General features: G+C 61.8%; 17 protein-coding genes. 4 read left to right on the top strand and 13 right to left on the bottom strand.

What is annotated here, in order from left to right; genetic code table 11:
* Positions 1–76: 76 nt before the first annotated feature.
* The 9 genes from CQ041_RS19225 to CQ041_RS19180 form a co-directional block, all read right to left on the bottom strand.
* Positions 77–982, bottom strand: coding sequence for a cation diffusion facilitator family transporter (locus tag CQ041_RS19225; protein WP_105521969.1), 906 nt, complete (start codon positions 980–982; stop codon positions 77–79).
* Between the two features lie 204 nt (positions 983–1,186).
* Positions 1,187–1,951 (bottom strand): SDR family oxidoreductase, encoded by a 765-nt coding sequence (locus tag CQ041_RS19220; RefSeq protein WP_105521970.1) that lies wholly within the window; start codon positions 1,949–1,951, stop codon positions 1,187–1,189.
* A gap of 788 nt (positions 1,952–2,739) precedes the next feature.
* Positions 2,740–3,456, bottom strand: coding sequence for an ABC transporter ATP-binding protein (locus CQ041_RS19210; protein WP_105521972.1), 717 nt, complete (start codon positions 3,454–3,456; stop codon positions 2,740–2,742).
* Positions 3,453–4,328 carry an ABC transporter ATP-binding protein gene (locus CQ041_RS19205; RefSeq protein ID WP_105521973.1) on the bottom strand — a complete coding sequence of 292 codons (876 nt, stop codon included), beginning with the start codon at positions 4,326–4,328 and terminating at the stop codon, positions 3,453–3,455. The genes CQ041_RS19210 and CQ041_RS19205 overlap by 4 nt, the downstream gene beginning before the upstream one ends.
* The gene (livM, locus tag CQ041_RS19200; RefSeq protein WP_105521974.1) at positions 4,325–5,602 is read right to left on the bottom strand and encodes a high-affinity branched-chain amino acid ABC transporter permease LivM; all 1,278 of its coding nucleotides are present in this window, start codon (positions 5,600–5,602) and stop codon (positions 4,325–4,327) included. Before livM ends, CQ041_RS19205 begins: the two co-directional genes overlap by 4 nt.
* Before the next feature lie 2 nt (positions 5,603–5,604).
* Positions 5,605–6,519: a branched-chain amino acid ABC transporter permease LivH gene (locus CQ041_RS19195; protein ID WP_105521975.1), complete on the bottom strand. Its 915-nt coding sequence runs from the start codon at positions 6,517–6,519 to the stop codon at positions 5,605–5,607.
* Positions 6,520–6,723: 204 nt separating this feature from the next.
* Positions 6,724–7,860 carry a branched-chain amino acid ABC transporter substrate-binding protein gene (locus tag CQ041_RS19190; RefSeq protein ID WP_105521976.1) on the bottom strand — a complete coding sequence of 379 codons (1,137 nt, stop codon included), beginning with the start codon at positions 7,858–7,860 and terminating at the stop codon, positions 6,724–6,726.
* A gap of 374 nt (positions 7,861–8,234) precedes the next feature.
* Positions 8,235–9,518, bottom strand: coding sequence for an FAD-binding oxidoreductase (locus CQ041_RS19185; RefSeq protein WP_105521977.1), 1,284 nt, complete (start codon positions 9,516–9,518; stop codon positions 8,235–8,237).
* A 90-nt stretch (positions 9,519–9,608) separates the two neighbouring features.
* The gene (locus CQ041_RS19180) at positions 9,609–11,099 is read right to left on the bottom strand and encodes an aldehyde dehydrogenase family protein (RefSeq protein WP_105521978.1); all 1,491 of its coding nucleotides are present in this window, start codon (positions 11,097–11,099) and stop codon (positions 9,609–9,611) included.
* A 155-nt stretch (positions 11,100–11,254) separates the two neighbouring features.
* Between CQ041_RS19180 and CQ041_RS19175 the strand changes: the two genes are divergently transcribed.
* From CQ041_RS19175 to nadE, 3 genes are all read left to right on the top strand, one after another.
* Positions 11,255–12,145 carry a LysR family transcriptional regulator gene (locus CQ041_RS19175; RefSeq protein WP_105521979.1) on the top strand — a complete coding sequence of 297 codons (891 nt, stop codon included), beginning with the start codon at positions 11,255–11,257 and terminating at the stop codon, positions 12,143–12,145.
* Positions 12,146–12,374: 229 nt separating this feature from the next.
* A complete protein-coding gene (pncB, locus tag CQ041_RS19170; RefSeq protein WP_105521980.1) occupies positions 12,375–13,589 on the top strand; it encodes a nicotinate phosphoribosyltransferase in 1,215 nt (404 codons plus the stop codon).
* Between the two features lie 3 nt (positions 13,590–13,592).
* The gene (gene nadE, locus CQ041_RS19165; RefSeq protein ID WP_105521981.1) at positions 13,593–14,420 is read left to right on the top strand and encodes an ammonia-dependent NAD(+) synthetase; all 828 of its coding nucleotides are present in this window, start codon (positions 13,593–13,595) and stop codon (positions 14,418–14,420) included.
* A 122-nt stretch (positions 14,421–14,542) separates the two neighbouring features.
* Here nadE and azu read toward each other — a convergent pair whose 3' ends face one another.
* On the bottom strand, positions 14,543–14,989 hold the full coding sequence (gene azu / locus CQ041_RS19160) for an azurin (protein ID WP_105521982.1): 447 nt from the start codon (positions 14,987–14,989) through the stop codon (positions 14,543–14,545).
* A 331-nt stretch (positions 14,990–15,320) separates the two neighbouring features.
* Here azu and CQ041_RS19150 point away from each other — a divergent pair, with 331 nt between their 5' ends.
* A complete protein-coding gene (locus CQ041_RS19150; RefSeq protein ID WP_105521983.1) occupies positions 15,321–15,503 on the top strand; it encodes a hypothetical protein in 183 nt (60 codons plus the stop codon).
* Positions 15,504–15,549: 46 nt separating this feature from the next.
* Here the strand turns inward: CQ041_RS19150 and CQ041_RS19145 are convergent, their stop codons facing one another.
* The 3 genes from CQ041_RS19145 to CQ041_RS19135 all read right to left on the bottom strand — a co-directional run bounded on the left by CQ041_RS19145 (position 15,550) and on the right by CQ041_RS19135 (position 22,313).
* Complete coding sequence (locus CQ041_RS19145) at positions 15,550–16,440, bottom strand: transglutaminase family protein (protein WP_105521984.1); 891 nt, start codon at positions 16,438–16,440, stop codon at positions 15,550–15,552.
* Positions 16,440–18,926: a circularly permuted type 2 ATP-grasp protein gene (locus CQ041_RS19140; RefSeq protein WP_105521985.1), complete on the bottom strand. Its 2,487-nt coding sequence runs from the start codon at positions 18,924–18,926 to the stop codon at positions 16,440–16,442. Before CQ041_RS19140 ends, CQ041_RS19145 begins: the two co-directional genes overlap by 1 nt.
* Positions 18,927–19,022: 96 nt before the next feature.
* On the bottom strand, positions 19,023–22,313 hold the full coding sequence (locus tag CQ041_RS19135) for a DUF2126 domain-containing protein (RefSeq protein ID WP_105521986.1): 3,291 nt from the start codon (positions 22,311–22,313) through the stop codon (positions 19,023–19,025).
* Positions 22,314–22,568: the final 255 nt, after the last annotated feature.

Raw genomic sequence — 22,568 nt, 5'->3', positions numbered from 1 at the left:
GCGCCCTACCTTGGGAATGCGGTTGAATGTGGGAGGGGGCTTGCCCCCGATGCAGGCGCCACGGTCTGACGGCCGGTCACGCAATCCACTTGCGATCCCCGGTAAAGCTGATCGTCAGCCAGCGCGCCGCATCCGGCGTGCCGAGCCCTGTGGATATCTCTTCGCGCAGCGCATCCAGGGTCGCGACGTTATCCAGTGGATAATTCGCCGGCAACACCACGTGGATCTCGATAAAACGCGCCCGGCCATGCTTTTGCACGTAGGACACGTAGTCGTCGAAACCGTGCCTGGCCTGCGCCGCGTCCATCACTTCGCGCACCTTGTCGTCCAACTGGTCGGGGGCAATTCCCAGCACCTCGCGCAAGGCCGGGCGCAGGATCTTGAGCGCCGGCGCCAGCATGCTCAGCGCCAGCAGGATCAAAATCAGCGGGTCGACATACACCGCCCATTCGCCATAACCCTGGGATTTGAGCAACAGTGCCGCCAGAAAGCTGATCAGCAAGCCCACCGACAGCATCGCGTCTACCAGCCAACTGATGTTGTCGAACTGGATCAGCGACGACTTGAGCGTGCGATTGCGATACCGCACGTAGAAGAAGTAGGCGAATTCGACCACGGTAAACACCGCCGCATAAATGATCACCAGCCCCAACTCGATCTCGCGCCCGCCATTGATGATGCCGAATACGCCGTTGAGAAATGCATAGATGGCGATCAACAACAGGAAACTGCCTTCGATCAGCAGCACCATCGGCTCCAGGTGCCAGTAGCCGAACTGGAAGCGCTCGTTGCTCTTCTTGGCGATCAGCTTGGCCGTGATCAGCATCAGTACCTTGATGGCGGTGGCGATCAGCGAGAAAAAGCCGTCGAACAGAATGGATTGGGCGCCAGAAACAACACCCGTGACAATCCCGGCGATCGCCACAGCGAACATCAGGATGGTCGATTGTTTGAGCAGTGCCTGCTCACCTCGGTTACTCACATTTCCTCCCGTCAAAACCATTAACCGCACAGTGCGGAGGGGTTTTACCGGGTGGAGTGTACCTTATGGCCTGTTTTGACCGATCTGACGCCATCGGGGGCAAGCCCCCTCCCACACTGGATTGCGTTCACAGATGTTGATTTGTGAATACATTCAAATGTGCGAGGGGGCTTGCCCCCGATAGCCATGACGCGGTCTAACGCCTTACTTGGCACCACGCTCAATGGCAAACCCAGCCCAGGTCTGGCTCACCGGCATCAGCTCCAAACGGTTGATGTTGACGTGCGCCGGGGTATTCATCACCCAGAAGATGGTGTCGGCAATGTCCTGCGGCTGGATCGGCTCGGCACCCGCATAGGTCGCGTCATACCGCGCCTGGTCACCGCCGAAGCGCACCAGCGAGAACTCGCTCTCGCACAGGCCTGGCTCGATGTTGGTCACGCGTACGCCAGTGCCTTGCAGGTCGCAGCGCAGGTTCAGGGAGAACTGCTTCACGAACGCCTTGGAACCACCATAGACGTGGCTGCCCGGGTACGGGTAGTTGCCGGCAATCGAGCCCAGGTTGATGATGCCCGCACCGCGACCGTGAGCGATCAAGCGTGGCAGCAGCAGGCTGGTGGTGGTCAGCAGGCCTTTGATGTTGGTGTCGACCATGGTTTCCCAATCGTCCAGGTCGCACTTGGGCGCAGGGTCGGTGCCCACCGCCAGGCCGGCGTTGTTGATCAGCCCGCGCAGCGTGGCGAACGACGGCGGCAGGTTGGCAATGGCGTCTTCCATGCCCTTGCGGTCACGAACGTCCACCACCAGACCATGCACTTCGGTCTGCTGGGAGAGTTCTTCGACCAACGCGTTCAGGCGCTCGGCACGGCGACCGGTGAGCACCAGCTTCCAGCCGGCTTCGGCAAAACGACGGGCGCAGGCTTCACCGAAACCTGAGGTGGCACCAGTAATGAACAGCGTGTTGGACATGAGGGTCTCCTTGCGGGCAACGGGAAAAAAAGCAGCCAGCAGAATGCCCTTACGCCGCGTCTGCGGCAACCGCCAGGCGAAGAACCTCATGCCTGACTGGTCACTTTTTAACCACCCAAGGCAAAGCCTTACAGGCCGTGGCTTGCAGCCATATGCGCGCAGGTTATCCACAACTGCGCCCACAGTCTTTGGGGGCAACTGAAAAACGCCTGAAGCCGCAGTGCGCGTGGCTTTCAGGTGATTTCAAAAAGTTTTTTGCTTGACCTTGGCGAGGGCGTATGTAGACCCATCGAACGGGGCAAAATCCGAACGATGGCTCCAGGCCAGTCATTCCGGCCCCTGCGGACGTCTTTCCAGAGTTTAGTCACAGACTTATCCACAGGCTGGAGTGCCACAAATCGGTCATATACCTGTGTCTTTAAACAGGTTGACAAACGGCCGCGACGTTCGCAAAAACACTGCTGATCAAAAAACGAGCATCGCGCTGCACGCTACGGTTTTAAAGGCGTGCAGCCAAGTACCACCACGTTACCCACAGCCGGTTCCACAGCACATGGGGACAAGTCAAAACTGTGACAAAACAGGGATTTGCGGCGGCTATATGTCGCGCTTTGGGAGGAGGCTGGATTTGTTTTCCACAATTTGGAGAAAGCGGTGTGAGCCCCCCCAAAAACAACTGTAGGAGCGAGCTTGCTCGCGAAGAACTCAAGGATACTGCGGCCATCCAGGATGCCCGCATTATCGTTGACGCTCTTCGCGAGCAAGCTCGCTCCTACAGGTTATTTAGATCAGTGCCCGCCGAGGTAGGCGTTGCGCACTTCCTCGTTCACCAGCAGCTCCTTGCCACTGCCGGTCAGGCGGATCTCGCCGTTGACCATCACGTACGCCCGGTCCGACAAGCGCAGCGCGTGGTTGGCGTTCTGTTCCACCAGGAAGATGGTCATGCCAGTGGCCGCCAGCTCGCGCAACGTCGAGAAGATCTGTTTCACCACAATCGGCGCCAGGCCCAGGCTCGGCTCGTCCAGCAGCAACAACTTGGGCCGGCTCATCAGCGCGCGGGCGATGGCGAGCATTTGCTGCTCGCCACCAGACATGGTCATCGCCCGCTGGTTGCGCCGCTCCTTGAGCCGCGGGAACAGCTCGAACATGCGCTGCATGTCCTCGCTGGCGAACTTGTCACCAATGGGGATGGTGCCCATCAGCAGGTTTTCCTCGACGGTCATGTCAGGGAACACCCGCCGCCCTTCCGGCGACTGCGCAATGCCGTTGGAAGCGATGTAGTGGGACGACTTGTGGGTAATGTCGACGCCGTTATAGAGAATTTGCCCGGATTCTGCCCGTGGCTGGCCGAAGATCGACATCAACAGCGTGGATTTACCCGCGCCGTTGGAGCCGATCAGGCTGACGGTCTCGCCTTCGTTGATGTGCAGCGAGACTTTCTTCAGGGCCTGGATCGGACCGTAATACACGTCCAGGTCTTTCATCTCGAGGATAGGTGCGCTCATACCAGCTCCTCTTCGTCAGCGCCCAGGTAGGCGGCAATCACTTTAGGGTCGTTGCGGATCGCGTCCGGCCCGCCTTCGGCGATCACGTTGCCGTGGTCGAGCACCACGATGTGGTCGGAAATACTCATCACCATGCCCATGTCGTGTTCGATCAGCACCACCGTGAGGTCGTGTTCGTCGCGCAACAGGCGAATCATCGCGCTGAGGGCTTCGGTTTCCTGGGGGTTGAGACCGGCAGCCGGTTCATCCAGGCAGATAATCTGCGGCCGCGTGCACATGGCACGGGCGATTTCCAGGCGGCGCTGCTGGCCGTAGGACAGTTCGCCAGCGAGGCGGTTGGCGCAGTCCACCAGGTCCACCACTTCCAGCCAGTAGAAGGCGTGGTCGAGGGCGTCGCTTTCGGCCTGGCGGTAGCCCTTGGTGTTGAGGATGCCCGCGAGCATGTTGCGGTTGACCCACATGTGCTGGGCCACCAGCAGGTTTTCGACCACGGACATTTCCTTGAACAGGCGAATGTTCTGGAAGGTCCGGGCCAGGCCGGCACGGTTCACCAGGTGAGTGCCGCCGAACATCTTGTAGTAAACACGGCTGAAAAAGCTTTTCGGCGACACAAAGTCAGTGGCCTGAAAACGCTCGCCCAGTAACTGGATCACGTTGGTCTGCTTGCCACGCACGTTGAGTTCGATCTTGCCGCCGCTGGCTTTGTAGAAACCGGTGAGGCAGTTGAACACCGTGGTCTTGCCGGCACCGTTGGGGCCGATCAGGGCGAAGATCGAGTTGCGTTCGACCTTGAGGCTCACATCGCTCAAGGCCTTGATGCCACCGAAGTGCATCATCAAATGTTCCACGCTGAGGACGACTTCCTTGCTCATGGCGCTACCCCCTTACGTGGCACGACACCGGCACGGCTGATGCGGATCAACCCGCGCGGTCGCCAGATCATCATCACCACCATCAGCACGCCAAACAGCAGCACGCGGTATTCGGAGAAACTGCGTAGCAACTCTGGCGCAACGGTCAATACGAACGCCGCGATCACCACACCGACTGTCGAGCCCATGCCGCCGAGTACCACGATGGCCAGGATCAGCGCCGACTCGAAGAAGGTGAACGAGGACGGGTTGACGAAGCCCTGGTAGCTGGCGAAGAACACCCCGGCCAGACCCGCCGTCGATGCGCCGATGGTGAACGCCGAGAGCTTGACCAGCACGTGGTTCAGGCCCATCGAACGACAGGCGATTTCATCTTCGCGCAACGCTTCCCAGGCGCGGCCGACCGGCATGCGCGTCAGGCGGTGCTTGATGTAGAGCACGGCCAATACCACCAGGAACAGCACGATGTAGATGAACATGAACTTGATATTGGGGTTGTAATCGATGCCAAAGAACTCGTGAAACGGAACCCCGCCGTCCTTGGCCCTGCGCCCGAACTCCAGGCCCAGGAACGTCGGCGATGGCACCGGCATGCCGTTGGGGCCACCGGTGAACGACAGCCAGTTGTTGAGCACCAGACGGATGATTTCGCCGAAGCCCAGGGTCACGATGGCGAGGTAGTCGCCGTGCATTCGCAACACCGGGAACCCGAGTATGCACCCCGCCAATGCCGCCGCGATCGCCGCCAGTGGCAGGACCGTCCAGAAGCCCAGGCCGAGGTATTGATAACCCAGCGCCAGGCCGTAGGCACCGATGGCGTAGAACGCCACGTAACCCAGGTCGAGCAGGCCCGCCAGGCCGACCACGATGTTCAACCCCAGGCCCAGCAATACGTAGATGAGCCCGAGGATCACCACGGTGAGCAGGTACTTGTTGGCAAAGATCGGAAACACGATGGCGATCACGATCAACGCCGGGATGATCCAGCGCAGCCGCGACTTGTAGTCCGGCGCCAGCACGTGCACGCCAGAGCCGCTGCTCTCGAAGCCCTGGAGGATTTTCACGCCCTTGGGGGTTTGCAGGAACAGGCTCATGGCGAAGCGGCCGACCATCACGATGGCCACCAGCGTGGCCACGCGGGCCGGTTCCAGGTTGAAGGTGTAGCCGTCGAGGACTACGCCGACGATCGGGCCGAACACGACCAGGGAAATCAACCCGGCAAGGATCGTGTCGATCACACTTTTCTTGATATCGATGGGTTTGGCAGCAGACATGTTTACACCTTAGCCACGAGTGGGCGACCCAGCAGGCCCTGGGGACGGAAAATCAGAATCACCACCAGCAGGGAGAAACTGAACACGTCTTTGTAGTCAGAGTTGATCAACCCCGAGAACAGCGACTCGGAGATACCGAGGATGATCCCGCCCAGCATCGCCCCAGGCAGGGAGCCGATGCCACCGAGTACCGCAGCGGTGAACGCCTTGATGCCGATGATGAAACCGGCATAGAAGTCGAAGGTGCCGTAGTTGAGGGTGATCAGCACGCCGGCAAGGGCGGCCATGGCGGCACCGATGACAAACACGTAGGAGATCACGCGGTCGGTGTTGATGCCGAGGATGGAGGCCATCTTGCGGTCTTGCTGGGTGGCGCGGCACATGCGGCCGAGCTTGGTGTACTTGATGATGTAGGTCAGCAGGGCCATGCCGGCGAAAGCGGCGACCAGGATGAAAACCTTGGTGTACGTCAGCTGGACGAACCCGGTGCCGATATCGACACGCCAGGCCCCGGCCAGCAGGGTAGGAATACCTTGTTGCTTGGCGCCCTGGGCAATCTGTGCGTAGTTCTGCAGGATCAGCGAAATACCGATGGCGCTGATCAGCGGGGCCAGTCGTGTGGAGTTGCGCAGCGGTTTGTAGGCGACACGTTCGATGACCCAACCGTACACGCCAGTGACGACCACGGTGAAGATCAAGGTGCCGAGAATGAGCAGCGGGAAGGATTCAATGCCGAAATAGGCCAGCAGGGCCAGGGTGATCGCCGCGAGGTAAGCGGAAATCATATAAACCTCGCCGTGGGCGAAGTTGATCATGCCGATGATGCCATAGACCATTGTGTAGCCGATGGCGATCAGGCCGTAGACCGACCCGAGGGTCAGGCCGTTGACCAGTTGCTGCAGGAAAATACCATCCATAACGCAATCTCACGCGGTGAGCACCTGCACACCTGTGGGTGTGCGGCGCTTCTGGAGGAAAACAGAGGCTCGGCGATACCCCTTGTAGGAGCGAGCTTGCTCGCGAAAAACCGGAGAGCGACGCGGGCATTCTGGATGTCCGGGCCATCGTTGACGTTCTTCGCGAGCAAGCTCGCTCCTACAGGGTGACGCAGTCAGTTCGGATTACTTCTGTTTTTCCAACTGGTGGTATTTGCCGTCTTTATCCCACTGGTAAACCACGTAGTCGGAGATCTTCAGGTCACCCTTCGAATCCCAGGCTTTTTCGCCCATGACGGTTTTTACCGGATTAGCCTTGAGCCACTTGGCCGCATCTTCGCCCTTGTTGGACTTGGCACCGTTGAAACCGGCGGCCAGGGCCTGGACCGATGCGTAGGCGTAGAGGGTGTAGCCTTCAGGCTCGGTACCATTCTTACGGAACTCTTCCACCACAGCCTTGCTGTCTGGCAGCAGGCGCGGGTCGGCGCCGAAGGTCATGTACACGCCGTCGACGTATTGCGCGCCGCCAGCGGTGGCCACCAACTCGTCGGTCACGACGCCGTCGTCGGACATGAACTTGACGTCTTTCAGACCGGCTTCACGGATCTGGCGAACCAGTGGACCGGCTTCCGGGTGCAGGCCGCCGAAGTACACGACGTCAGCGCCCATGGAACGGATCTTGGTGACCAGGGCGCTGAAGTCTTTCTCGCCGCGGGTCAGGCCTTCTTCCAGCACCGGCTTGACGCCGCGTTTGGTCAACTGGGCAGCGGTGGCATCGGCCAGGCCTTTGCCGTAGGTGTCCTTGTCGTTGATGACCGCGACTTTCTTGCCCTTGAGCACATCGACGATGTAGTCGCCGGCCACAATGCCCTGCTGGTCGTCACGCCCGCACATACGGAACATGGCGCCGAGGCCGCGTTCGGTGACTTGTGGGTTGGTGGAGCCTGGGGTGATAGCGATGATGCCCGCTTCGTCATACACCTCGGACGCCGGGATGGTGTTGGAGGAGCAGAAGTGCCCAACCACGCCGATGACTTTGTCCTGGTCAGCCAGACGGTTGGCCACGGCCACGGCCTGCTTGGGCTCACACGCGTCGTCGCCGGCCACCAGCACGATTTTCTCGCCGTTGATGCCGCCGGCCTTGTTGATGGTATCGGCCGCCGCCTGGGCACCCTTCATGTACTGCTCACCGAAAGCGGCGTTGGCGCCCGTCATGGGCCCCGCGACGCCGATCTTCACATCAGCTTGAACAAACGTAGAAACACCCAGCGCCGCTGCAACGGCGAGGGCCAGAAAACCTTTCTTGTAAAACGTCTGGGACATGAGTGGTGCTCCGATATTTTTGATTTTAGGCACGACGACTTGCATTCAAACTTTTCACTGAAAGCTCAGAGCAAAGCGCGTGCCATTAGGTTTTTATTCTTCAAAAAGACACGGTGTCATTGTGTTTACAGGCGCTTGCGCGCCGCTCGTCGGGACGTGCAACCCGCCAGCATCAACAGGTGCAACCCAAAGAGCAAAAAAGTACAACCCTGGCAGGTCGCACCTGCAACCAAGCCTATAAACGACAGTTCCTACAGCTGTAACAGACGACGTAACGGAACTGCACATTTACAGTGCGAGATTGCTACGACTTGCACCAATACAGATTAGTAGCCTGCTAAGAAAATGCCGGCTTTTGAGCAGTATTTCGCTGATCAGATCACGATCCGCAAGCATTGGCCCGCGTGATACAGCGAGAATCCAGCTTCATACAGACAACTGCGCAGACCCACCCCTGCCAGGGGCTGCATCGGGGCGAACGGAATAGGCAACGCCTGGGGATTCTGGTGACACAGATAGTCGGCGAAGGCCTTGCCGACGACGCTGCCGGTGGTGACGCCGCGCCCGTTATACCCCGTTACTGCCACCACGCCCGGTGCCGGTTCGAACAGGCGCATCAGGTGGTCCGGGGTGAAGGCGATGCAGCCGGTCCAGGTGTACTCCCACTGCACCGATTTGAGATACGGGAAGTAGTGTTGCTGCACCCGATCGGCCCACGCCTTCAGAAACCATGCTGGTTTCTGGTTGCCGTTGCCCAGGCTGCCGAGCAACAGGCGACCCTCGGCGTCGCGGCGAATGCTGCTCAAGACCTGGCGCGTATCCCAGGATCCCTGGCCGCCGGGCAGGATTTTTTCGGCGGCGACGTCGGTCAACGGCGCCGACGCGACCTGGTAGTAATAACCGGGGAAAAAATTACGCCGCAGCTCGGTCCACTCGCCTTCGGTGTAGGCGTTGGAGGCGATCACTACTTGCGCGGCCTGCACCGATCCTCGGGCGGTTTGCACCGACCATTGCGCGCCTTGCCGCTCCAGTTGCGTGACCGGTGAATGATCGAACAGTTGCCCGCCCAAGCCCACGGCGGCAGTTGCCAAACCGCTGGTGTAGGCCATCGGGTTCAAGGTGCCAGCACGCCGATCCAGCAAGGCGGCGGCAATTTTCCGGGTTCCCGTGGCTTGCTCGCAGGCCTGGCCTGTGAGCAATTCCACCGGGGCGCCGCGGCGTTTCCATTGTTCTTCACGACTGCGCAAGTCCGCCTCGCCCCGGGCGTTGTGCGCCATGTGCAAGGTGCCTTCGCGGCGCAGTTGGCAATCGATGTTGTATTTATCGATCAGGCTGAACACCAGCGACGGTGCCGCCCCCAGCATGCGGTTGAGCTGACTGCCGACCGCTTCGCCGAAACCGGCTTCGATCTCGTCCGGGGGTATCCACAGGCCGGCATTCACCAGCCCCACATTACGCCCCGAACCACCGTGACCCGTGCGATGGGCCTCCAGCACGGCGACGCTTTTGCCCTGTTCCAGCAAGTGAATGGCTGCTGACAAACCGGTGATGCCAGCGCCGATCACGCACACGTCCACCTTGACCTCGCCCTCGAGCGCGGCGTGATCCGGCCGGCTGGGGGTAAGGTACTCCCACAAACATGTTTCGCGTAATGCCATTGCCAGACTCCGGTGAGACCCAACAAGCAACTATTTTGAACTGCAAATGAGGTCAAATATGGGAGGGGGCAAGCCCCCTCCCATATTGGGCTAGTCGAAGGTGATGCCCTGCGCCAGCGGCAATTCCAGCGAGTAGTTCACGGTATTGGTCTGGCGGCGCATGTACCCGCGCCACGCATCCGATCCCGACTCACGTCCACCGCCGGTCTCTTTCTCGCCACCAAACGCGCCGCCGATTTCCGCACCGCTAGGGCCGATGTTGACGTTGGCGATGCCGCAGTCACTGCCCACTGCCGACATGAACTGCTCGGCTTCGCGCACATCGGTGGTGAAGATGCACGACGACAGGCCCTGGGGCACGGCGTTGTTCAGGCGCAGGGCCTCGGTGAAGTCGGTGTAGCCGACCACGTAGAGGATCGGCGCGAAGGTTTCGGTGCAGACCACGTCGCTTTGCTCGGGCATTTCGACGATGGCCGGCGATACGTAGTAAGCATTCGGGAATTGTTCCTCCAACTGGCGCTTGCCGCCGAACACCTTGCCGCCCTCGCTCAGGGCCTGCTCCAGGGCGTCCTGCATATTTTCGAAGCCCTGCTTGTCGATCAGCGGGCCGATCAGGTTGCCTTCCAGCGGGTGGCCGATACGCACGTTGGAATAGGCTGCCTTCAGGCGGGTGACGATTTCCGCCTTCACCGACTCATGGGCGATCAGCCGGCGCAGGGTGGTGCAACGCTGGCCGGCGGTGCCCACCGCACTGAACAGGATGGCGCGGACGGCCATGTCCAGGTCGGCGCTCGGGCCGAGGATCATCGCGTTGTTGCCGCCCAGTTCGAGAATGCTGCGGGCAAACCGCGCGGCGACTTTCGGTGCCACTTCACGGCCCATGCGGGTGCTGCCAGTGGCGCTGATCAGGGCCACGCGCGGGTCATCCACCAGCGCGGCGCCAGCGTCGCGACCACCGATGATCACTTGGCTGAGGTACGGCGGCGCATCGCTGAAATTCTTCACCACGCGCTCGAACAGCGCCTGGCAGGCCAGGGCGGTCAGCGGGGTTTTTTCCGAGGGTTTCCAGATCACGGCATTGCCGCACACCAGGGCCAGGGCGGTGTTCCACGCCCACACCGCGACCGGGAAGTTGAAGGCACTGATGACGCCCACCACGCCCAGCGGGTGCCAGGTTTCACGCATGTGATGGCCGGGGCGCTCGGAGGCGATGGTCAAGCCGTAGAGCTGGCGCGACAGGCCGACGGCGAAGTCGCAGATGTCGATCATCTCCTGCACTTCCCCCAGGCCTTCCTGGGTGATCTTGCCCGCTTCCCACGACACCAATTCGCCCAGGTCGGCCTTGTATTGGCGCAGCACGTCGCCGAACTGGCGCACCAGCTCACCACGGCGCGGGGCCGGCACGTTGCGCCAGGCCTCGAATGCATGCTCGGCGCGACTGACCTGTTGCTCGACCTCGGCGGCACCTTCCCAGTGCACGCTGCCGATGCGGCTGCCATCGATGGGCGAATGCACAGGGTTTTTCCCCGCCTGGTACAGCGCCGGGTCTACCCCGAGACGATCAAGCAATGCGGCAACCATGGGTCACTCCTTCAATCTGCAACATCAAAAATTCGCGCCGCTGCACACGCGGCGATCCAGGCCTTATTTGTAGCTGGCCCGAGACTTGCCAACAAACGACGATTAGGCGAGATATCATTCCGTTTATTCATGCAAAGCATAAGAAGAGGCACGCCGTGCTGAACAAAAGACATTTGCCCTCGATCACTGCCCTGCAGTGTTTCGAAGCCGCCACCCGGCACCTGAGCTTCACCCGTGCCGCCGAGGAGCTGAACCTCACCCAGAGCGCCGTGAGCAAGCAGGTGGCGCAGCTCGAGGAATTGCTGCAACACCTGCTGTTCCGCCGCGTGCGTCGTCGCTTGCAGATGACCCCGGCGGGGGATCTGTACCTGGTGGAAGTGAGAAAAATCCTCACCCAGGTGGAGATGTCCACCCACTACCTGCGCTCCTACGGCGGCGAGACCGAAGTACTGCGGGTGTCCACGCCCTACACTTTCGGCGCGCGCTGGCTGGTGCCGCGCCTCAAGGGCTGGCGGTTGCGTCACCCGCACATTCACCTGGACCTGTGCAACGAACAGGAGCCGGACGAATTGCTGCAAGGCAAGGCCGACATGGCCTTCTACTTCGGCCAGGGCTCACGCCCGGGCACCGAAAGCCTGAAGCTGTTCAGCGAAGAGCTTGTGCCGGTGTGTGCGCCGGAAAGCCTGCCGGCAAGGCCTTTTACCGACCCCACCCAACTGAGCGAACTGGTGCTGCTGCAAAATGCCTCGCGCCCCCAGGGCTGGCACGACTGGTTCGCCGACCAGGGCCTCCAGACCGAGCACAGCTACCACGGGCCGCGTTTCGATACGTTTTACATGTGCATTCGTGCCGCGCAAGTGGGGTGTGGCGTGGCCTTGTTGCCGCGTTTCCTGGTCGAGGAGGAACTGGCGGACGGCAAGCTGGTCATTCCCTGGCAGCATGCAATGCCGAGTCAGGATGCCTACTACCTCGCGTACCCGGAGCATTCGGCAGAGGTGCCCAAGGTGCGGGAGTTTGTGAAATGGATGATGGAGCAGGTTATTTAGCGCCTGGAATAACGCTATCGGGGGCAAGCCCCCTCCCACCTTTACGGTGTTCAGCGGTCCAAATGTGTGAATGCAGTCAGTGCGGGAGGGGGCTTGCCCCCGATGAGGCCAGTGGCCTTACCGAAAAAAATCACTGGCAAAACCCCACAGGTCTATGCGCCACTAGCCCCCTTCCTTAATTGTGCGTAAAGGCCGGCGCCCATCGCCGACCCGTCTGGAGATTCCCGTTATGAGCGAGAGTGTGTTTGCCGATCGCATCGTGCAGAACCTGCTCGACACCGACTTCTACAAGCTGACCATGATGCAGGCGGTGCTGCACAACTACCCGAACGTGGAAGTTGAATGGGAGTTTCGTTGCCGTAACAGTGAAGACCTGCGTCCCTACCTGGCGGAAATCCGCTACCAGATCGAACGCCTCGCCGAACTGAGCCTGAGCCCGGACCAGCTGGGCTTCCTGGAGCGTATCAGCTTCATGAAGCCGGACTTTTTGCGCTTCCTCGGCCTGTTCCGCTTCAACCTGCGGTACGTGCAGACCGGCATCGAGAACGGCGAGTTGTTCATCCGCCTGCGCGGGCCGTGGTTGCATGTGATCCTGTTTGAGGTGCCGATGCTGGCCATCGTCAGCGAGGTGCGCAACCGCTACCGCTACCAGAGCGTGATCCTCGAACAGGCCCGCGAGCAGCTGTACCGCAAGTTCGATTGGCTGACGGCCAATGCCAGCAGCGATGAGCTGTCCGAACTGCAGGTGGCTGACTTCGGCACGCGCCGGCGCTTCTCGTACCGGGTACAGGAAGAAGTGGTCAGTGTGCTCAAGCATGACTTTCCCGGGCGTTTCGTCGGCACCAGCAACGTGCACCTGGCCCGCGAGCTGGACATGAAACCCCTGGGCACCATGGCCCACGAATGGATCATGGCCCACCAGCAGCTCGGCCCGCGCCTGATCGACAGCCAGATCGCCGCCCTCGATTGCTGGGTCCGCGAATACCGTGGCCTGCTGGGCATTGCCCTGACCGACTGCATCACCACCGACGCGTTCCTCGGCGACTTCGATCTGTACTTCGCCAAGCTGTTCGATGGCCTGCGCCACGATTCCGGCGACCCGGTGCAGTGGGCGGAAAAAGCCATCGCCCACTATCACAAGCTCGGCATCGAACCGATGAGCAAGACGTTGGTGTTCTCCGACAGCCTGTCGCTGCCCAAGGCGCTGGAGATCTTCCGCGCGCTGCGTGGCCGGATCAATGTGAGCTTCGGCATCGGCACCAACCTGACCTGCGACATTCCGGGTGTGGAACCGATGAGCATCGTGCTTAAAATGACTGCCTGCAACGGCCAGCCCGTCGCAAAGATTTCCGATGAAGCGGGCAAGACCCACTGCACCGATCCGAATTTTGTCGCCTATTTGCGGCACGTTTTCAAAGTACCTGCCCTTTCCAGCAAGGAGTGAATCATGCAAGCCGTACAGCGTGAGATTGCGCAGCAGCTCAAGGTTCAAGCACCGTTCCAGGACCAGGCGGCCCTCGAGGCCGAGGTCGCCCGCCGCGTCACCTTCATCCAGGATTGCCTGCGCAACGCTGGCCTCAAGACGCTGGTGCTGGGCATCAGCGGTGGCGTCGACTCGCTCACCGCAGGCCTGCTGGCCCAACGCGCGATGCAGGAACTGCGCGCCAGCACCGGCGACGAGGCTTACCGTTTTATCGCGGTACGCCTGCCCTACGAAACCCAGTTCGATGAAATCGACGCCCAGGCCTCGGTGGACTTTATTGAGCCGGACGAGCGCCATACCGTCAATATCGGCCCGGCGGTCAAGGCCCTGGCCGGTGAAGTGGCGGCCTTTGAAGGCAAGCCGGTGGCATCGCGCGACTTCGTGCTGGGCAATACCAAGGCGCGCATGCGCATGGTGGCGCAGTACACCATCGCTGGCGCGGCCGGTGGCCTGGTGATCGGCACCGACCATGCGGCGGAAGCGGTGATGGGCTTTTTCACCAAGTTCGGTGATGGCGCGTGCGACCTGGCACCCTTAAGCGGGCTGGTGAAGAACCAGGTGCGGTCGATTGCGCGGCACTTCGGTGCACCGGAATCGCTGGTGGAGAAGGTGCCGACGGCGGATCTGGAAGATTTGTCGCCGGGCAAGCCGGACGAGGCGTCACATGGCGTGACCTACGCCGAGATCGATGCGTTTTTGCACGGTGAAGCGGTGCGTGAGGAGGCGTTCAAGATCATCTGCGAGACGTATCGCAAGACCGAGCACAAGCGGGTCATGCCATTTGCGCCGTGAGGTAGTCAGATAGTTGTGTGGTGATCGTTGGACCGCTATCGGGGCAAGCCCCCTCGCACATTTGACTGGTGAACACAGCCAGTGTGGGAGGGGGCTTGCCGCCGATGAACGATAACGCGGTCTTACTTAAGCACCACGGCGCCTTTCATCATCGAGTTGTGGCCCGGGAACGAGCAGAAGAACTCGTATTCAGTGCCCGCAGCCAGTTTCGACACATCGAAGGTCACCGAATCTTTCTCGCCGGCGCCAATGATCTTGGTGTGGGCGATCACACGAGTGTCGCCTTCTTTCAGGTAGTTCTTGTCGATGCCAGCGGCCATGCCGTCGGTGGCAACGGCCGGCATGTCAGCCTTGGTGGTCAGTACCCAGTTGTGGCCCATGACGTTTTTCGGCAGGTTGCCCGAGTGTTCCAGGTTTACGGTGAAGGTCTTGCAGCTCTTGTCGATGGTGATTTCCTTGGTGTTGAAGGACATCTGATCGGTGGAGTCAACGGTGACCGCGCACTCTGCAGCAAGCAACTGGCCGCTCGCCAGTGTCAGCAGGGAAACAGCAACGATTTTTGCAAACATGTGAATCTCCAGGGCAGGGTTTAGAAAACGCGTAGTGCGGCAAGGGTGCCTGATAAAGGCAGGAATTCTCATGATCTGAATCAACAGATTGTATACAACTTTAGGCTATCAGACTTATCAACACAATCTAACAGCCAAAGTCATAAGACCTTTCTATGATCGGCCCACCCCCACCGGAGTCCGAGCCATGCACCTCAATCAATTGTTCAACGGCCTGTTGGCCGCCTACGCCTGCGGTAAGTGAAGGCAAAGCACGCCTTGAAACTGCTACCATGGCAACCCAAGGCAGCTGCGCGCCGCCACCCTCACCTTCGACCCTAGAGGATCGCCCATGGCCAAACCTAATTACTCCTTCGCCAAACGTCAGAGAGACTTGGCCAAGGAGCAGAAGAAAGAGGAAAAACTGCAACGCAAAAAAGCCGCTGCAGAAGACGAGGCCAATGGGCTGACCGCAGACGTCGACGGTGAAGAAACGAGCGACGAGAACGAAACACCAAAAGATCCGGCTGAATAATTTCCTTTGTGGTGAACTGGTTTGCCCGGTTCACCACAATCTGCCCCTATTGCAGCGGCATCACCGTCACCCGCACCTCCGGGTCATGGCTCCCTCCCCCCAGGATCACCCCCCGCAACGGCGACACATCGGAAAAGTCCCGGCCCCAGGCCAGGGTGATGTGCTCCAGTGCCGGCTGCACATTATTCGTCGGATCAAAATCCACCCAGCCTGACACCGGGCAATACACCGACACCCACGCGTGGGACGCATCGGCACCGATCAGCCGTGCCTGGCCGGGCGGTGGCTGGGTGAGCAAGTAGCCGCTGATGTAACGCGCCGCCAGCCCGCGTGAGCGCAGGCAAGCGAGCATCAGGTGGGCGAAGTCCTGGCACACGCCACGCCGGCGCTCGAGCACTTCCACCAGCGGCGTGGCGACCTGGGTGGCTTCGGCATCGAAGGTGAACTCACTGAAGATCTTTTCCATCAACGCCTGCACGCCGACCAACAGTGGACGCGCTGGCGGGAAACAGCTTGCGGAGAACTCGACAAAGGTCTGCTTCAGGTGCACATAAGGCGATTCGAAGCGATAGCGGCACGCCTCGATCACTTCGAGCGTCAGCGGCTGGCTGCTGTAGGTGAGGCTGTCGCGGGTCTGGTCCCAGGCCGGTGATTGCTGGAAGTCCAGCACCGGGCGCGCCAGCACCTCCACAGTCAGGCCGGCATTGACCAGCAGTTCGTCATGGGGTCGCTCGAAGGCCAATCGCGTGATGGGGTTGCCGAATACGTCCAGCTCATCACGCCGTGACGACGGCTGCGGGCTGATATCCAACTGCTGCGAACTGCAACGCTGCCACGCACACGGCCGTGGCCACAAGTGCGCCAGCTGCTGGGCCAGGGACACCGGGCTGTCGTAGTGGTAATGGGTGTCGTGGAAAATCTGGTAGCGCGCACTCATCACAGCGACACCGTTTGCTGGCTGACATCATCCACATGGGCAAAGTGTCGCAACGCCAGGCGGTCCGACACTTGCCCGCTTTCATCGGCGACCGCTTGCAGCAGGTCCGCCAGGCCGTCAAGCGCGGCACGCACGCTGGGTTCGCCAAACAAGCCGTTCTCCAGGCAGCCCAGGTCGAAACGCCCAAGACGTTCTACCAGCGGGCCCAGACCGGTTTCACGCGGCACGCCGAAATCGTCATTCAGTCGACGCACGGTACGGCTGACCAGTTTCAACTGGAACAACACCGCATGGGGGTTCTGCTCATCCAGCAACAACAGGTCGAGCACCGGGATCAATTGCGGCACCGCCAGGTAGCGCGAGCGATAGGTGATGCTGCTGTTGCCCAGTTCCAGCAACCATTCCAGCCCGGCCTGATCGAACACCGCCACGCCTCGCAGGAACGCCGCCAGACTGCTGCTAAGGAATTGCAGGCGCTCGATGCGCCGCCCCATCATCAGGAAACGCCAGCCTTCGTCACGCGTCATGTCGTCCAGCGCGAAGCCGGACAGCGCCGCCAGCGACATCACCAGGCGGTTGAGAAAATCCAGCAACTCGCCGAAGTCCGGCGCTTCGCTTTCCAGCTCCATGGCTTCGCGCTGCAACTCCACCAACGCTTGCCAGTTCTCCCGGGACAACTTGCCGCGCACTTGGGACGCCGCCCACTGCAAGCGCTGCAGGTTGGCGCGCAGGCTCGACGGCCAGTCATCGCCAAGCAGCGCGGCGAGCAGGCGCTCGGGCAGCTCGCCCTCTTCCGGCAGCAGGCGCAGGTTCTCACCCAATTCCACGGCCGCCTGCAAGGCCAGCGGGTCGTCACCGTCCACATAACGCGCCAGCACGATGCGCAGCCAACGTGCGCTGTCGTCGCAACGTTCGCAATAGCGGCCGAACCAGAACAGGTTTTCCACCACCCGCGACGGCAGATAAGGGTCGCGGCGCACCAGGTCATGCACGCCAATCGACCGTTGCGCACGCCAATGCTCGCCCCCGGTGGCGCGCTCACCGAGGACCCAGGTGTCCTTGCTCGCGCCACCGCGCTGCATCGACACGACTTCGGCATCGGCCTCGGCCGCCACGCGGGTCAGGCCGCCGGGCAGCACGCGGTAACCCTCTTCGCTGGCGACGGCGTACACACGCATGCCGATGGCGCGGTGTTGCAGATGGTCATCCACGGTGTGCCACACCGGTGCTTGCGACAGTTGCGCCAGCTCCTGGGCGACATAGGCGTAGGGCCGGGCGCGCATGCGTTCGGCCAGGGCCTGGCGTTGCTGGTCATCCAGGTCGCGACCGAATACCGGGGCAAAGCTCTGGGAGGGAAATGCCGGTTTGATCAGCAGCTCCGGGAGTTTTTCCAGAGCCTCGGCCAGCACCGGCGCTTCGCCGCACCACCAGGTGGCGATGGACGGCAGGATCAGTTCTTCGCCGAACAGGAATTCGTTGATCTTCGGCAGAAAGCCCAGCAGTCCGGGGGACTCCAGCACGCCGCTGCCCAGCGCGTTGGCCACCAGCACATTGCCTTGGCGCACAGCGTCGAGCAGGCCGGGTACGCCGAGGGCCGAGTCGGTGCGCAGCTCCAGCGGGTCACAGAAGTCGTCGTCGAGGCGGCGCATGATCGCGTGCACCCGGCGCAGGCCGCTGAGGGTCTTGAGGAACACGCAGCTGTCGCGCACGGTGAGGTCACCGCCTTCAACCAGCGGATAGCCGAGCTGGCGGGCGAGGTAAAGGTGCTCGAAGTAACTTTCGTTGAAGCGCCCCGGGGTCAGCAACACGATCAGCGGCGTCTGGTCATCGCCTGGGGCCTGGCGGGCGAGGGTTTCCTGCAAGGTGCGGAAAAACCCGCCCAGGTGTTGCACTTGCAGGTCGCGGTACAGGTCCGGGAAGGCGCGGGACACGATGGTGCGGTTTTCCAGCGCATACCCGGCGCCCGATGGCGCCTGGGTACGGTCGGCGGTAACCCACCAGCGGCCGTCGGGGGTGCGCGCCAGGTCCACGGCGTACAGGTGTAAAAAAGCCCCCTCAGGCGGCTGGATGCCCTGGCACGGCCACAGGAAATTGTTGTGGCCGAACACCAGCTCCGCTGGCAGCAAGCCTTCCTTGATCAGGCGCTGAGGGCCGTACAGGTCGGCCAATACCGCGTCTAGCAAGCGCGCACGCTGGGCAATGCCGGCCGACAAGTGCTGCCACTCATCGGCGGCCAGCACATGGGGCAGCAGGTCCAACTCCCAAGGGCGGTCGGCACCCTTGGGGTCGGCGTAGACGTTGTAGGTCACGCCGTTTTCCTGGATCTGCCGGGTCAGCAACGCCTGGCGCTGGGCCAGTTGCGCCGGGGTGCTGCGCTGCAGGTGATCAAGCAGGCGCCCCCAATGGGCACGCACCGCACCGCTGTCGTCCAGCAGTTCATGATAAGTGCCCGCAGTCAGCGGGTAGCGGTCGAGCAAGTCGGACATGGAACGCTCGGCAGGGCAAGGGGGCTCAGATTAACTCAAGTTCACTGCAATCTACTGTGGGAGGTAGCAAACCCCCTCCCACATTTTCAACCGTGTTCAGTCATTTTTATGGGGAAAGCACCGCAGATCCAAGGTCATCGGCAATTCATCGTTCATGACCACCGTCGGCACGGGCAGCTTGCCCGGGCTATGCCCCAACCGGAAAAACCGCGCCATCCGCCGGCTCTCTGCCTCATTCGCGTTCACCGGCAGGCTGTCGTAGTTGCGCCCGCCCGGGTGGGCAACGTGGTACTGACAGCCCCCCAGCGAGCGCTGCATCCAGGTATCCAGCAAGTCGAACACCAATGGCGCATGCACCGGAATGGTCGGTTGCAGGCAGTTGGCCGGTTGCCAGGCACGGTAGCGCACGCCCGCGACGAATTCGCCGACCCGCCCGGTGGGTTGCAGCGGCACCGGAATGCCGTTGCAGGTCAACAAGTAGCGTTGCGGTGGCAGGCCGGTCAGCTTGACCTGCAGGCGCTCGAGGGACGAATCCACATAACGCACCGTGCCGCCCACGGCGCCCTCCTCGCCCAGCACGTGCCAGGGTTCCAGGGCCTGGCGCAGCTCCAGCTCGATGCCGCTGACGGCGTAGTCGCCGACCTTGGGGAAACGGAACTCCAGGTGTGCGGCAAACCACTCGGCACGCAGCGGGTAGCCGGCGGCGTTGAGTTCGACGATCACGTCGGCGAAATCCTGCTCGATACAGTGCGGCAACAGGAACCGGTCATGCAATTCAGTGCCCCAGCGCGCCAGTTTCGGCGGCGCGTAGGGTTCGCGCCAGAACCGCGCTACCAGCGCGCGCAACAGCAGTTGCTGGGTCAGGCTCATGCGTGCATGCGGCGGCATTTCGAACGCGCGCAGTTCCAGCAGGCCCAGGCGACCGGTGGCGCCATCCGGTGAATAAAGCTTGTCGATGCAGAATTCAGCGCGGTGGGTGTTGCCGGTCACGTCGATCAACAGGTTGCGCAGCAGGCGGTCAACCAACCAGGGCGGGCATTCTTCGCCCGGTTCAGGCATCTGCGCGAAGGCGATTTCCAGCTCGTACAGCGCATCGTTGCGCGCTTCGTCCACCCGCGGCGCCTGGGAGGTGGGGCCGATGAACAGCCCGGAAAACAGGTAGGACAACGACGGATGGTTGTGCCAGTAACTGATCAAGCTGCGCAGCAAATCCGGACGACGCAGGAAGGGTGAGTCCTTGGGCGTTGCGCCACCCAGCACGAAGTGGTTGCCGCCGCCGGTACCGGTATGGCGCCCGTCGATCATGAACTTCTCGGTGGTCAGGCGGGTTTGCCGCGCTTCTTCGTAGAGAAACTCGGTGCGCTCCACCAACTCGTCCCAGGTGGCGGACGGCTGCACGTTGACCTCGATCACACCCGGGTCCGGCGTGACACGGAAGTTGCTCAGCCGCGTATCCGCTGGCGGCTCGTAGCCTTCCAGCAATACCGGACAGTGCAGCTCTTCGGCAGTGGCTTCGATGGCGGCCACCAACTCCAGATAATCCTCGACCCGCTCCAGGGGTGGCATGAACAGGTAGAGGCGCCCCTCCCGTGCTTCGGCGCACAGTGCGGTGCGCGTCAGCCAGTCGGCGGACTCGTCCACCTTGGGCACACGTTCGTCACTCGGCGCAGGCTCCTCGTGGCGTTGCAATTGTGCTGTGCCCGGCAACGCAGGCTGATCCTGATTAGGATCGGTCGGGTGCACGAACGGATACTCCGCCGCCGTCACCCACGGTTGCGAGGCCAACGGCAGGCGATATCCCAGCGGCGAATCCCCCGGCACCAGGCGGCAGTGGTTGTCGCGCAGGTACCAGCGCCCGCTCTGCCAACGGTCATTCGCAGCGGTACGGGCCAGCGGCAGCACCTGGCCAATGACTTTATCCAGGCCCTGGCTGAACACCTTACGCAGGCGTTCGCGTTCCAGGTCATCGCTCAGGCGTGAGTCCTGGGCAGTCACGTTCTGCGGCAGCGCGCCTTCGCGCCACAGGTAGTAGAAATTGTCTTCAAACGCCGGGAACACGAAGCGCGCCGGTAATTTGAGACGCTCGGCGACGCCGGCCAGAAAGCGCCCGGCCATTGCACCGTCCGCGCCGTAGTCTTCCTGTTCATCGGCGATCAGTGCGCTGTTGTGCCAAATGGGTACGCCGTCGCGGCGCCAGTAGCAATTCAGCGACCAGCGCGGCAGTTGCTCGCCGGGGTACCACTTGCCCTGGCCGAAATGGACCAGGCCCTTGGGCGCGTAGTGCTTGCGCATGCGCTGGAACAGCTCGGCGGACAGCCGGCGCTTGTCCGGGCCGAGGGCCGCGGTGTTCCATTCGGCGCCGTCAGGGTCGTCGATGGACACGAAGGTCGGCTCGCCGCCCATGGTCAGGCGCACGTCATCCTTGAGCAAGTCGCCGTCGATCTGTCGGCCCAGGGCCTGGATCGCCAGCCACTGCGCCTCGGTGTAAGGCTTGGTGACACGCGGCGCCTCCCAAATGCGCTCCACCGACATTTCGTGGGTGAATTCACACTCGCAGGGCTCCACCAACCCGCTGATAGGGGCGGCAGACGAGGGATCGGGACTGCAGGCCAACGGGATATGCCCTTCACCGGCGAACAGCCCGGAGGTCGCGTCCAGGCCGATCCAGCCAGCGCCGGGCAAATACACTTCGCACCAGGCGTGCAAGTCGGTGAAATCCACGTCGGTGCCGGACGGGCCGTCGAGGGCTTTGACGTCGGCGGTGAGCTGGATCAGGTAGCCGGACACAAACCGCGCCGCCAACCCCAGGTTGCGCAGGATCTGCACCAGCAGCCACGCCGAGTCCCGGCACGAGCCGGAGGCGTTTTGCAGGGTGAATTCGGGCGTCTGCACCCCCGGCTCCATGCGGATCAGGTAGCCGATATCGGCGGCCAGGCGCTGGTTGAGGCCGACCAGGAAGTCCACGGCCGGCAGTGGCGTGCGGTCGATAGCGGCCAGGTACGCGGCCAGTTGGGGCGTGAGCGGCAGGGTTTCCAGGTACGGCGCCAGTTCGCGTTGCTCATCGGCGGCGTAGCTGAAGGGGATTTTCTCGGCGTAGGGCTCGAGGAAGAAATCGAACGGATTGAACACTGCCATCTCGGCGACCAGGTCGACTTCGATGCGCAGCTCGTCAGTCTTTTCCGGAAATACCAGGCGCGCCAGGTAATTGCCCTGGGGGTCTTGCTGCCAGTTGATGAAATGTTGCTCGGGCAGCACTTTCAGCGCGTAGGACAATATCCGCGTGCGGCTGTGGGCTGCCGGGCGCAAGCGCACGATCTGCGGGCCGAGTTCGACCGCACGGTCGTAGCGGTAATGCGTAACGTGGTGCAACGCGACATGAATCGACACGGCGGCCTCCTGCGAGCCAGGGCATGGGCTTGAAGCGCGCAAGACTTATGCCAGTACGGCCGTCATTGCGCTTTCTGGTAAGACCCGGTGCAGTACAGCACCAAAACGGCGCTGTGGCTGCGGCAATGGTGCGAGGCTCGCACATATTTGTGACAGGCGTGAGGAATCTATCGAGCGGCAGCCAGCGCGGCCGTGAAAAGAGCACTGCCGAGCCGCAGACCAGCATGGGCAAGTCGTACCGAATCATCAGCAGGG

The sequence above is a fragment of the Pseudomonas sp. MYb60 genome (genome assembly GCF_002979555.1).
Taxonomy (GTDB): Bacteria; Pseudomonadota; Gammaproteobacteria; order Pseudomonadales; family Pseudomonadaceae; genus Aquipseudomonas.
This window is presented reverse-complemented; position numbering and strand designations above follow the sequence as displayed.

Coding starts and splice junctions, on each gene's coding strand:
- CQ041_RS19185 (WP_105521977.1), bottom strand. CDS start 9,518: ATGGCATTACGCGAAACATGTTTGTGGGAGTACCTTACCCCCAGCCGG.
- CQ041_RS19140 (WP_105521985.1), bottom strand. CDS start 18,926: ATGTCCGACTTGCTCGACCGCTACCCGCTGACTGCGGGCACTTATCAT.
- CQ041_RS19220 (WP_105521970.1), bottom strand. CDS start 1,951: ATGTCCAACACGCTGTTCATTACTGGTGCCACCTCAGGTTTCGGTGAA.
- CQ041_RS19205 (WP_105521973.1), bottom strand. CDS start 4,328: ATGAGCAAGGAAGTCGTCCTCAGCGTGGAACATTTGATGATGCACTTC.
- CQ041_RS19150 (WP_105521983.1), top strand. CDS start 15,321: ATGGCCAAACCTAATTACTCCTTCGCCAAACGTCAGAGAGACTTGGCC.
- livM (WP_105521974.1), bottom strand. CDS start 5,602: ATGTCTGCTGCCAAACCCATCGATATCAAGAAAAGTGTGATCGACACG.
- CQ041_RS19180 (WP_105521978.1), bottom strand. CDS start 11,099: ATGGTTGCCGCATTGCTTGATCGTCTCGGGGTAGACCCGGCGCTGTAC.
- pncB (WP_105521980.1), top strand. CDS start 12,375: ATGAGCGAGAGTGTGTTTGCCGATCGCATCGTGCAGAACCTGCTCGAC.
- CQ041_RS19195 (WP_105521975.1), bottom strand. CDS start 6,519: ATGGATGGTATTTTCCTGCAGCAACTGGTCAACGGCCTGACCCTCGGG.
- nadE (WP_105521981.1), top strand. CDS start 13,593: ATGCAAGCCGTACAGCGTGAGATTGCGCAGCAGCTCAAGGTTCAAGCA.
- CQ041_RS19210 (WP_105521972.1), bottom strand. CDS start 3,456: ATGAGCGCACCTATCCTCGAGATGAAAGACCTGGACGTGTATTACGGT.
- CQ041_RS19145 (WP_105521984.1), bottom strand. CDS start 16,440: ATGAGTGCGCGCTACCAGATTTTCCACGACACCCATTACCACTACGAC.
- CQ041_RS19190 (WP_105521976.1), bottom strand. CDS start 7,860: ATGTCCCAGACGTTTTACAAGAAAGGTTTTCTGGCCCTCGCCGTTGCA.
- azu (WP_105521982.1), bottom strand. CDS start 14,989: ATGTTTGCAAAAATCGTTGCTGTTTCCCTGCTGACACTGGCGAGCGGC.